Consider the following 12,309-nt stretch of genomic DNA (forward strand, 5'->3'; position numbering starts at 1 on the left):
AGTATTTTAGATACGTTTTATCAGTATTAATTATTGCAAAACTAGGGAAAACGCGCTTAGAAGGCTTATAAATGCCTTCTATTGCGAATTAGAGCTACAAAAGAATCAGAGCTTTCTTGGGTCATATCGCGTTAAATGCGTAAATTTGCAGCAAATACAATCGATATGATTCAAGAAACAGATAGAATTAAACAGGTGAATATTGAGGAGGAAATGAAGTCCTCATACATCGACTACTCAATGTCGGTTATAGTGAGCCGTGCTCTCCCTGATGTTCGCGATGGTTTTAAGCCTGTGCATCGTCGTATTCTATATGGCATGATGGACATGGGCATCACTCACGATAAAGCAACAAAGAAATCAGCCGCAATAGTAGGTGAGGTATTGGGTAAGTATCACCCTCATGGCGATAGTTCTGTGTATGGTGCCTTAGTACGTATGGCACAACCTTGGGCTATGCGCTACCCTCTTGTTATAGGCCAGGGTAACTTTGGCTCAATGGATGGAGATGGTGCCGCAGCTATGCGTTATACGGAGGCGAAGATGAGTCTCGTAGGTGAGGCCATGATGCAAGATATCGAAAAGGAAACGGTGGATATGAACCGTAACTACGATAACTCACGCGATGAACCATCTGTATTGCCCACCCGCATTCCATCTTTCTTGGTAAATGGTGCAACTGGTATCGCAGTGGGTATGGCAACCAACGTACCTACTCATAATCTAGGTGAAGTCATTGATGGCTGTGTAGCCTATATTGATAATCCAGAGATTGATGTAGATGGCCTAATGCAACACATTAAAGGGCCAGATTTCCCTACAGGTGCTTACATATTGGGGAATGCGGGCATCCGCAGTGCTTATGACACTGGTAGAGGTCGTGTTATTATTCGTGCTAAGGCCGAGATAGAGACTGGTGTGCAGCATGATAAAATTGTGATTCGTGCTGTCCCTTATGGTACGAACACAGCTGATTTAGTAAAATCTATCGCTCAGCTTTCGAAAGAAAACCGAGTAGAGGGTATCACTAATGTGAACGATGAGTCTGACCGTGAGGGCATGCGAATTGTTGTTGACGTGAAACGAGGTCAGAATGCAAATGTGGTGCTTAACAAACTCTACAAGATGACTGGTCTGCAAACTAGTTTTGCAGTGAATTGTATCGCGCTTGTTCCTATACCAGGAACTTCACCTGCGAAAATGCGTCCAAAATTGCTTACTCTCAAGGAATGCATTAAGCAGTTTGTAGATCATCGCCATGACGTTGTCATTCGTCGCACTCGCTTTGATTTGAGAAAAGCTCAAGAACGCCAACATATTCTTCGTGCACTTATCATAGCTTCTGATAATATTGACGAGGTTGTTGCAATCATTCGCTCTAGTCGAAACACCCAGGAAGCACAAGAACGCTTAATGTCACGCTTTGAATTAGATGAGATTCAAGCCAAGGCTATTGTTGAAATGCGTTTAGCTCAACTGACAGGTCTTCAGCAAGAAAAGCTACATGCTGAATTCGAGGAACTGGAAAAGAAGATTGCCTACTTCAATAAGATTCTTTCTGATTCAGAACTCTGCAAAAAGGTGATTAAAGATGAACTTATTGAAGTCAAAGAAGCCTATGGTGATGAACGCAAAACTGAGATTCTACCCGACCTCTCTAACTTTAATGCAGAGGACTTCTATGCTGATGATGAAGTCGTTATTACCATCAGCCATCTTGGCTACATTAAGCGTACCCCCCTCGCAGAGTTCCGTGCTCAAGGTCGAGGTGGTGTAGGTGCAAAAGGTGGGTCTACACGAGACCAAGACTTTATTGAATACATCTACCAGGCTACGATGCATAATACCATGCTGTTCTTTACAGCTAAGGGACGCTGCTACTGGTTACGCGTATATGAAATAGAAGAAGGAACACGCCAATCGAAGGGACGTGCTATCCAAAATATGCTCAATATCGAGCCTGATGATCGTATCAATGCTTGTTTGCATATTCGCAAGCTCAAAGATGAAACCTTCTGCGAAAACCACTATGTTGTCTTTGCAACTCAAAGAGGTGTCGTGAAGAAGACGCGTTTAACGGAATACTCTCGCCCACGCACAAATGGGGTTAATGCCATTAACATCAACGAAGATGACCGTGTAGTTAGTGTTGTACTCACTAATGGCACTGATGAACTCGTAATGGCAAATAAAAATGGCCGAGCCATCCGCTTCAATGAGAGTGTTGTTCGCACAATGGGACGTAATGCCACAGGAGTTCGTGGTATGTTGCTCGACAATGAAGCCGACGAAATTGTTGGTATGGTTTGCGTGAACGATGCAGAACGCGAAAGCATTCTTGTCGTAAGCGAACAAGGTTATGGTAAACGTAGTGCAATTGATGACTATCGCGTTACAAACCGCGGAGGTAAAGGTGTCAGAACACTAAATATCACTGACAAGACTGGTAACGTTGTTGCTATCAAGAGCGTAACGGAAGAAGAAGATCTTATGATTATCAATAAGAGTGGAATCACGTTGCGTTTACGAGTTGCCGATATTCGTCTAGCTGGTCGTGCTACCCAAGGCGTACGTTTGATTGACCTCAAGAAACGAAATGACATCATTAGTAGTGTTTGCCAAGTTCCTTCTTCGACCGAAGAGGACGAAGAAGAAATCGAACAAGTACTCAATGAAGATTCTGAGTATACTTCAGACAACGTAACAGATACAACAGACTCTATTAATGATAGTTCAGACGGTGATGTCGTAGAAAATGCTGATATCTAAATTGTCTTCAATTATCTAAGAATTAATTTTACAACAAAACCATTTTGCCATGAAGAAAATCTTCTCATTGGCTGCTGTTGCCGCATGCTCTATGGTAAGCATGGCACAAAACAGCGTCATCAGTAAGGCGGCTTTTCTGCAAGAACAGAATAAAACAGCCGAAGCTCTTGAGGTCCTTAAGTCCTCTTTTGATAATCCCAAAACTACGAAGTTTGCGGAAATCTACAATCAGGCGGGTAAACTAGTAAGCACACAGTTCAACCCAGAATTGATGAAGGCAGCTCAAAATGAACCTCTTGACACTGCCAAATTCATTTCTTCTTTGAATGAAATGGTGGACTATTTTACCAAGAGCTATGTTGCGGAACATACTCCAGATGCGAAAGGTAAGATGCCAAAAGTGAAATTCTCTCCTGAAAATACTCGTGTGTTGTTAGGGTGTCAAGATTATTTCTTCTATGCAGGTATCTTTCTAAATCAGAATCGTGACAAAGCAGGAGCTTACGAATACTTCAATAAGCATCTACAATTCGTCAATAATCCTGCATTGGCCGATAAACGTGACTCACTTATTCAAGCAAAGGCCCAGAACTATGCTCAAGCCAGCTATTACTGCAGTATGTTGGCTTATGAAATGAAGAAATGGGATGATGTTCTTCGCCAAACCCAAGAACTCTTGCATAAAAAGGAGTTACTAGCCGAAGCAAAGATTCCAGTTCGCGATCTATATTTGATGCGATTTGAAGCCAATCTTACTGGTAAGAAGGACACTTTGGCTTATGTCAATGATTTGAAGCATGCCATTGACAACATCGAAGACAATCAAGCTTTCATGGAAAGTCTTGTAGCAGTCTACAATGAAAAGAATGATGTTAAGTCTGCAGAGGAAACAGCTAACGAAATGGTTGCTAAAAATCCTCAAAGTAAATCAGCTTGGTTTATCAAGGGATACGTTGACATGAATCTTAAGCATGATTATGCAGCAGCTCGTAATGCGTTTGATAAAGCCTTAGAGCTTGACCCTAACTATCTAGAAGCGATGGCTAACAAAGCTTATTGCTACATCAATGAAGTCGTTACCAAACGCCAAAATGGAGGGTACAAGTATGCCGGTAGCAACTTGGATCGCGTCAAAGGCCAGAAGGCAGTAGATCTTTACAATAAAGAGCTAAAAGAAATTCGTGGTTACTTCGAAAAGGCTTTACCTTTGATGGAGAAAGTACGTGAATTGGCTCCCGAACGTAGTCGCCTTTGGGCTTCAGCCTTGGAACAAATTTACTCTAACCTCAACCAGAAAGCCAAGGCAGAGGAAATGGAGAACATTATGCGCCAGGGTTTGCACTAATTCCTTCTCATAAATTCAAAATCATGATGCAGAGGCGCAACAGTGAGTTGCGTCTCTGTTTTTCCACAATTAAGACTAGACCCTATGAGTGCTTTTTCTAAAAAGCTGTTCTTCCACAGGACGCTGCTGAGATCAGGATTTACTTCTATTCTTTGTCTCTTCGACCTAAGAAAGTGTTTACTAAATGCATTGTTTCTGCTTGCATGCGTAGCACCTCAGATTTCCTATGCTCAAAAGAGTGTAAAAGAAATTCGTGCGGCAATAAAAGCAAAGAAGTCGGCAGAAGCTTTGCGACTTATAGAAAAACAGAAAAATGGCACTCTAAGCTCCTGCAATGCTCGCATTTATTATTTAGGGGTTGAAGCCGCTAAACTTCTTTGTGAAAATGAAAATGAGCGCATCTATTTGAAACAAAAGCCAGACACAGCTGCTTTCTTCCAAAGTATACATACTATTTTCACGTATGCCTTACTTACCGATAGTGCAGAGACTAGCGAACTAAAGAGTTCATCCAAACAGCCTTCGCATCGTCACGAGTTAAATCGCCTTCTTAATCGTCTTTATCCCAATCTTTCTGTAGCTGTTCATTTTTTTGCTCGTAAAAGTGATTGGGACAAAGCAAGAAGGTTTGCGCGACAAGCCTTAGAAGCTCGTAATAGTGCAATCTTTTCTAATGAGCATCCTGCAAATATATCTCAGCAGCAATTAGTGTCTAATGCAGAACAATTCTTATATGCAAGCTTTGCTGCGGGGCAATACAAAGATGCAGAACATTACGCAGAGCTTGCTCTTCAAGATTCAAGTAAGCGTTCTTCTATTCTTGAGACTCTTGCTCTTGTGAATGCCGCTAACAAGAACGCTAAAGGCTATAGATTTTATTTACAATGCGGAGTGGATGAATATCCTCAGCATCTCTTCTTCTTCAAATCGCTTTCTGAAGACCTATTTGCACATAAAGACTATCAGGCCGTTGTGGAATTGTCTAATAGGCTTATAGATAAATATCCTTCTAATGGACTCTTTCCATTAACAGCGGCACAAGCTTATGATAATCTTAAACAACATGACCTAAGTATTCGAGCTTCGGAGCAAGCTTTGGCCTGTGATTCTACCTTGTTCCGTGCTCATCTTTATATTGGTCGAGCATATTGCCGAAAAGCTCGGGCTATTCAGCTCCCACTCAGCATCCGATCTACGGGATATAAGGAAGCTTTAGAACAACAGAAAGACTTTTATCTTAAAGCGCGACCACACCTTGAAGTCTATCGGTCTAGAGCTTCAAAGGATATTCAAGAATGGCAGCCACTTCTCTATGAAGTCTACCTTAAGCTCAATCTAGGGAAAGAGTTTGAAGCGATTTCTCAAATAGGCAATCCCCACAAATCATAAAATATGAATCTTCTTTTACAGCCTAATTGGCAAACTCCACATAATACATTTCCTTTTCCAGATATTTCTATCGCTGACATCGAGGTTGCGATTAAAGAAGGAATAAGAATAGAAGCAGAGGAAGTAGCTAATATAGCATCACAATCTACTCCACCTACCTTTGAAAATACGATTGTAGCCTTATCTGCAACTGGACAGATACTAGAAAAAGCTACAACTCTAATGTATAATCAGCTATCCGCTTGTACTAGTGAGGAACTAGAACAATTGGCAGAAAGAATGTCTCCACTTCTAAGTGAGCACTCTTCTAACATCATGCTCAATGAAGCATTGTTTGCCCGCGTCAAAGCTGTTTACGACTTAGAACGCCTTGAACCGACACTTCAGGAAGAGGACAAAATGCTTCTAGAGAAGACATTCGATGGATTCGAACGTTCAGGTGCAACCCTTGATTCACAGAAGAAAGAAAGATTCCGAGCCATAAAAGCTGAACTATCAAAGACATCTTTAAAGTTCTCTCAGAATAATATCAAAGAGACCAATGCTTTCTATCTTCATTTGACAGACAAGTCACAACTAAAAGGGCTTCCTAAGAGTCAAGTTGATCAAGCAGAACTGGCTGCACAAGAGAAGAGCTTAGAAGGATGGGTGATAACCCTCCATGCACCTTCCTTTGTTCCTTTTATGCAATACTCTGAAGTGCGTGAGCTTCGCGAACAATTATATCGTGCATACATGACTAAATGCACAAAAGACAACGAATATAATAACTTCGATGTGTGTCGTAAGCTTGTAAATCTTCGCATGGAACTAGCACAGCTTTTCGGTTACCCCAATTATGCTACCTATGTGCTTAAGAATCGTATGGCAGAAACACCAGATAAGGTCTATGAACTATTAGAGAATCTCAAAATATACTACTTCGAATCGGGAAAGCATGACGTGGCAGCTGTAGAAGCACTTGCCAAAGAACAAGAAGGAAAAGACTTTACACTTCAGCCCTGGGATTTTGCCCACTATTCTCATTTGCTTCAATTGAGAGATTATAATCTAGACGCAGAGATGTTGCGCCCTTACTTAGAGCTTTCTAACGTAACCTCTGGTGTATTTAATCTAGCTACAACTCTCTACGGCATTACCTTTGAAGAGAATAAAGACATCCCAGTTTATCATCCAGATGTAAAAGCTTATGACGTTCTTGACAATGATGGTGTATTCCTTGCAGTGCTATATACAGACTTCTTTCCTCGTACCTCAAAGCAAAGTGGTGCTTGGATGACTTCATACCAAGAGGAGTACATTGATGATAAAGGTGAGCATCGTCCGCATGTCAGTGTAACAATGAACTTCACTAAGCCAACTAAGAATACCCCTTCCCTCCTAACTTTTGATGAGCTAGAGACTTTTTTACATGAATTTGGGCATGCCTTACATGGCATCTTTGCCAAAACACGCTATAAAAGCTTAAGTGGCACGAATGTATACTGGGATTTTGTTGAGCTTCCCTCACAATTTATGGAGAACTATGCTTTACGACCCGAGTTTCTACGCACTTTCGCAAAACACTATCAGACAGGTGAGGATATACCTCAAAATTTGATAGAGCGCATTCGCAAAGCTCATAACTTTAATGCCGCTTATGCCTGTATGCGTCAAGTTAGTTTTGGGCTTCTTGACATGGCATACTACACACGTACCAAACCATTAGAAGAGGATCTTCGAAGTTTTGAACATCAAGCATGGCAATCAGTTCAACTCTTACCAAGAATGGAAGAAGCATGTATGTCTGTTCAGTTTGGCCATATCATGAGTGGGGGCTATGCTGCAGGCTACTATAGTTATAAGTGGGCAGAAGTATTAGATGCAGATGCGTTTTCTGCTTTTATGGAGCGCGGTCTCTTCAGCAGAGAAGTAGCTAAGGATTTCCGAGAAAAGATTCTGTCTCGAGGAGGAACAGTACATCCGCAAAAACTTTATAATGATTTTCGAGGCAGACCAGCCACAATTCAAGCTATGCTGAAAAGAGATGGTTTGCAACTCCCCGATCAGTAGTTAATCATTATTCTTTCATTCAAGATAAACGCCAAGGATAGTACTAGGATAAGGTACGATTTTCTGATAATGACTACGATAAATCCCAATGATATAGACAAGTATGGACAAAAAAGATACTCTTGACCATCGCTACCTCCGAATGGCTCTTATTTGGGCTGAGAATTCCTATTGTATTCGCAGACAAGTTGGTGCACTAATAGTAAAGGATAAGATGATTATCTCAGACGGATTCAATGGTACACCTTCAGGATTCGAGAACATGTGCGAAGATAAGGATGGAAACACAATACCTTACGTGCTTCATGCAGAAGCTAATGCTATTACAAAAATTGCCCGTTCTGGTAATAATTCAGACGGGGCTACGTTGTATGTTACAGATGAGCCCTGTATTGAGTGTTCTAAATTGATCATTCAAGCAGGAATTCGTAGAGTTGTTTACGCTCGTGAATATCGTTTGCATGAGGGGCTCGACTTGCTCAAGCGTGCAAACGTGGAGGTTGTTCATCTTCCGCTATAACAACAACTCACTTCCACGCACTTTCATTAGAGTGTTATGAGTGGATTGTAAGCAGAAACATGTATTTCGCTCTTACTCCCCTATCCTCTTCTTTAGAATGTATTATACAATCTCTGGAGGTTCTATAAAGTCCGTGTCAAAAGTAAATTCTTTTGACACGGACTTTTTTCTATTTTGCAGTAAATACCAAGCGTTTTATCTTCTTACTTCTTTAGCTTAAAACCAAGGAGTGCGCCTTTATACTGCTTCAATATGCTAGTAACAGTGGCAGCTTGTTCTGAGGATTTTGATGCACTTCCTATCAACGTTTGCAACAAAGGAAGTAGCTTATCTGCATGAACAGCCAACTGCAACTGGTTGCTTTGCAATTTAGCATTGACTGGCACAGTAACAACTTCTTGTGGAGCAACTAAAGTAAGCGTTGCCCCATTTAACTTGTAAGTACCACTGATGGTTCTTTCCTTTAATACTGCGGAATAACCACCATTGGCATTAAAAGTTATCGTCAAAGAACCTGATTTGATTCCATACTTCGATAAATAACTCGCAGCATTCTTTTCAATTTTTTCTGTCAATCCTGTTGCCCCAACTTGGCTTACTAGGTTATTACTCTCAAAAACTAATGCAGGTTGTTGATAGGTCCAGGTGCCGACTAGTTGTTTAGCTGTAACAGATTGTGTACCAATGAATGCCGCTTGTACATTGTCCTTGGCGCTACCCACAGCTTTTGAGGCTGCATTCTTTGCTCTATTTACAATAGATCCCAGTGATTGAGCATGAAGCACTTGCATTCCCATAAAGAAACAAGTCAGCAACATCATTTTTTTCAACATATACACTATAGAATGATCCTTTAAAAGAGAAATATTAGTGATGATAAAAGATTACTTTTTGCCCTTGGTGTAAGTAGATGTGTCCTTCCTTTGGGTTTTCTTGGACTTTTCCTTGGAGATTATAGTAGCGATCATCAAAAGAGTTCAACGATGTTTGCACATTCCGGTGGATAATGCTAACTAATGTTTGATCGTTCAGAGCAAAACCAATATTTAATGTTGGCACCTTGATAGTTATTCCATATAAAGCTCGATTATCGTTTCCTGTTCTCCAAACAATAGCAGGAGAAGTTGTTGCTGTCCAAGATGTAACATTCTTGAAGCCTGGGAAAAAGTCTCCAGCAAAATCGTTTTTGGATCCTTCATTATGCGTTTGTCTTTTACCATCTGCTGGAACTATTTCATAGCGCTGTTGCTTTGCTTCTACATTTACGCGATTACTAACCCAAGAATAAGCGTCGTAGTCAACGTGGTAGACCAACATTCCCACACCTAAATTCTTGGGAAACCAAGTACTAGGCTGTCTATTCTCAAGAATAAAAAACTCCCTAGGATTCTGTGAATTACGAAAAATAAAGGCTTGGGATTCGTTCTCAGAGTTAGGCTCTGATACTTTGCTATGGAGGGGTAACAATTGATAATAACCTGTCCTATCCTTTTCCAAGTCGGCTAATCGAAGCCAGCCTAGACAACTGCGCTGATAAGCAGACAAGCCCATAGGTCGCTCACCCATCGTTGTCACATATTGACCATAATCCATAAGATCAAGGTAGTCTGGGGTTTCAAGATAGTTGTTTTGAGTGTCATATACATCTGGTAGTCCAAGCGCATGGCAGATTTCGTGACATTTCACTCCAGGACCTTCCAATTCTGCATAATCTACAATTGGATTCTTCTGAGCATCGCGAAGAAGCTTGCCATTTTCTGATTTATAATGATTGATGAGCTCTCCAACCACCAAATAACTTTGAAAACTATGACCATCAATATTGTACGGAGATTCTTTAAACGCCGACCAAAGATAATCTTCACTACCCGACTCTAACGCACTATTCTCACTTGCTCCAGCAAAATATAGAATCACGAGAGGGATATTTTGTTGTGTTGTTTTAAAAGTTTCAAATGAAACGCCCAATTGCATAGCTTGCTGCACAGCAGAATGGTAGAATTCATCAATATTAACGTGTGCACTATTTCCTGAATTATTCCCATAATAAGCACGAGGCTTAGGGAGTTTAACTTTACCTACAACATTGAATTTAGGAGAAAAAAGTCCATAACTTTGGTCTACAAAATAGTCTCTTACACTTCCTCCCCATCCCTTGGCACTATTGAACCCTTTTTCATTGAAATAGCGATTCACTAAATCAGGAGTCGTGGTCGATTGAAACGCTACATCATCAAACTCCACCATCACAACAGGAATAATAGGTTCTCCAATACTGGGAACAATTCCTGCAGCACTTTCTCCATATTTACCAATACCATCTGGATTAACAGTATGAAAGGCACGTGTTGCTATCTGCTGAGAAGAAGAAGGAAAGCAGGTTTTTCCTGAAAAAACCTCACTAGACCGATGATTATAAGGAAGCATCACAGGTTCTCCTGCGGTGTTTTTCGTAAGAATATGGCGCACAGGTCGAGCACCGAAGGATACAGCCCATAGTAATGATGAGAGGATGAAAAGTATATAACGCATAGATATTATTTCTTCTTAGTTGAAAAAACGAGTCGGAAGTATACACCAAGCATAAGCAGTAAATACATTCCAACAAAAGAGAACAGAGCTTGCACTATATATACCCAAATAGGAACGAAAGCATCGTCAAGCATCAAACTAGAATTGGCTGTTTGAAACAATCCCAGTGCAACAACAATTTGAGGAAGAGCCAATATGGTTATCGCAATTAAGGAAATCGTTAGCGCGATTGTGATTCTAGAAAGACGTTGTTCAGCCGATATTTCTGGATAATGTCGTCCTTTGAGCTGTAAAAGATGTACAACCTTTAAGGCTTCACGATGAGATTTAATCAATCCTATGAGAAAAACAATAATACCAAGTCCCAGAATGGAAATACCCACAAAATCAATTAACATAATCTCCCAAAGTAATTCTCGAGGAAGCCCTTGCTGTTCTAACACCCACCAAGGCACACCCATTTCAAAAGCAGCATGGCAGAAGCCAAAAATCGCTGCAGCTGCTCCTAAAGCCGTAAAGAAAAAAGACAAAAGCATTGGGCGTGCATTCCGATTTGGGTAATGCATAAGTAAGAGTAGAGCTTGTTTATATGTCATCATAATGAAAAAGCTATTATTTACAAGCGAAGGTACGACAATTTTGTGTAACTTTGCTCCTATGGAACACCAAAAAACGATTAGATGGGGCTTTATTGGTTGCGGTGAAGCCACAGAAAAGAAGATGCTGCCCGCCTTTTCAGAACTTCCTAATGCAAAGGTGGTAGCAGTCATGAGTCGACGTGCTGAGCGTGCTTCGGCTTTTGCAGAACGACATGATATACCACATTGGTACACTGACGCACAAAATCTGGTGACTGACCCCAATGTAGATGCCATCTATATCGCCACTCCTCCTTCCACGCACGCTACTTTTGCCATTATGGCATTGAATGCTCAGAAGGCTGTTTATGTTGAGAAACCACTTGCTACACATTATGCCGACTGCCTACGTATAAACCGCGTAGCTGCATCTCAACATACTCCTTGCTTTGTGGCATACTATCGACGGTACTTGCCCTACTTTCAGCGTGTAAAAGCATTAATCGAAGAGGGAGCTATCGGAAAAGTTCTATCTGCTCAAATTAGATTTTCTGTACCGCCTAGAGACTTGGATTATAACTCAAGAAATCTCCCTTGGAGACTGCAACCAGATATAGCTGGAGGAGGATATTTCTATGATTTAGCACCACATCAACTAGATTACCTTCAGCAGCTTTTTGGCCCAATAGTTGAAGTGCAAGGTTATAAAGCCAATCTCCGTCAGCTCTATAGTACAGAAGATTCGGTAAGTGCAGCGTTCCGTTTTGCTAATGGCATCCCAGCTTCTGGAACTTGGTGTTTCGTTGCTCATGAAAGCGCAAAGGAAGATCGTATTCTTCTTATTGGCGATAAGGGGCAATTGTCATTCTCTGTGTTTACTTACCTTCCGATCCATCTTCAGAATGAAGCGGGAGAACAGCACATTGTTGTAGAGAATCCTCAACATGTACAAGTGCCTTTGCTCAAGAATATCATGGATCATCTCAACGGCTCTGGCATCTGCACCTGTGACTCCGTAAGTGCAACGCCAACCAACTGGGCTATAGACCGAATATTAGGGAAATTCTAGCAAAAAGTAGATAATCAAGCCTTAGAATACGTAGTTTCAGGCCAACCACTATCAA

Annotated in this window: 9 protein-coding genes; 6 read left to right on the forward strand and 3 right to left on the reverse strand. The window is 41.1% G+C overall.

Annotated elements, in window-relative coordinates; all coding sequences use genetic code 11:
- Positions 1-168: 168 nt before the first annotated feature.
- The 5 genes from gyrA (at position 169) to HMPREF9999_RS07025 (ending at position 8,075) form a co-directional block, all read left to right on the forward strand.
- The gene (gyrA, locus tag HMPREF9999_RS07005) at positions 169-2,769 is read left to right on the forward strand and encodes a DNA gyrase subunit A (protein WP_044063337.1); all 2,601 of its coding nucleotides are present in this window, start codon (positions 169-171) and stop codon (positions 2,767-2,769) included.
- A 49-nt stretch (positions 2,770-2,818) separates the two neighbouring features.
- Positions 2,819-4,114 (forward strand): tetratricopeptide repeat protein, encoded by a 1,296-nt coding sequence (locus HMPREF9999_RS07010; protein WP_009752004.1) that lies wholly within the window; start codon positions 2,819-2,821, stop codon positions 4,112-4,114.
- Positions 4,115-4,198: 84 nt separating this feature from the next.
- Positions 4,199-5,503: a tetratricopeptide repeat protein gene (locus HMPREF9999_RS07015; RefSeq protein ID WP_009752005.1), complete on the forward strand. Its 1,305-nt coding sequence runs from the start codon at positions 4,199-4,201 to the stop codon at positions 5,501-5,503.
- 3 nt (positions 5,504-5,506) lie between these two features.
- Positions 5,507-7,555, forward strand: coding sequence for a M3 family metallopeptidase (locus HMPREF9999_RS07020; protein WP_009752006.1), 2,049 nt, complete (start codon positions 5,507-5,509; stop codon positions 7,553-7,555).
- 103 nt (positions 7,556-7,658) lie between these two features.
- Entirely contained in the window at positions 7,659-8,075 is a 417-nt protein-coding gene (locus HMPREF9999_RS07025) for a deoxycytidylate deaminase (protein ID WP_009752007.1), read from the forward strand.
- A gap of 203 nt (positions 8,076-8,278) precedes the next feature.
- Here HMPREF9999_RS07025 and HMPREF9999_RS07030 read toward each other — a convergent pair whose 3' ends face one another.
- Genes HMPREF9999_RS07030 through HMPREF9999_RS07040 form a run of 3 tightly spaced genes read right to left on the reverse strand, consistent with a single transcriptional unit; the run spans position 8,279 to position 11,206 of the window.
- Positions 8,279-8,908 carry a lipocalin-like domain-containing protein gene (locus HMPREF9999_RS07030; protein WP_009752008.1) on the reverse strand — a complete coding sequence of 210 codons (630 nt, stop codon included), beginning with the start codon at positions 8,906-8,908 and terminating at the stop codon, positions 8,279-8,281.
- 34 nt (positions 8,909-8,942) lie between these two features.
- Positions 8,943-10,607 (reverse strand): M6 family metalloprotease domain-containing protein, encoded by a 1,665-nt coding sequence (locus HMPREF9999_RS07035; RefSeq protein ID WP_009752009.1) that lies wholly within the window; start codon positions 10,605-10,607, stop codon positions 8,943-8,945.
- Between the two features lie 5 nt (positions 10,608-10,612).
- Positions 10,613-11,206 carry a hypothetical protein gene (locus HMPREF9999_RS07040; protein WP_009752010.1) on the reverse strand — a complete coding sequence of 198 codons (594 nt, stop codon included), beginning with the start codon at positions 11,204-11,206 and terminating at the stop codon, positions 10,613-10,615.
- Positions 11,207-11,264: 58 nt separating this feature from the next.
- Between HMPREF9999_RS07040 and HMPREF9999_RS07045 the strand changes: the two genes are divergently transcribed.
- Positions 11,265-12,254, forward strand: a complete 990-nt coding sequence (locus HMPREF9999_RS07045; protein WP_044063253.1) for a Gfo/Idh/MocA family protein — start codon at positions 11,265-11,267, stop codon at positions 12,252-12,254.
- The last annotated feature ends 55 nt before the right edge of the window (positions 12,255-12,309 follow it).

This window comes from Alloprevotella sp. oral taxon 473 str. F0040, assembly GCF_000318095.2.
Taxonomy (GTDB): domain Bacteria; phylum Bacteroidota; class Bacteroidia; order Bacteroidales; family Bacteroidaceae; genus Alloprevotella.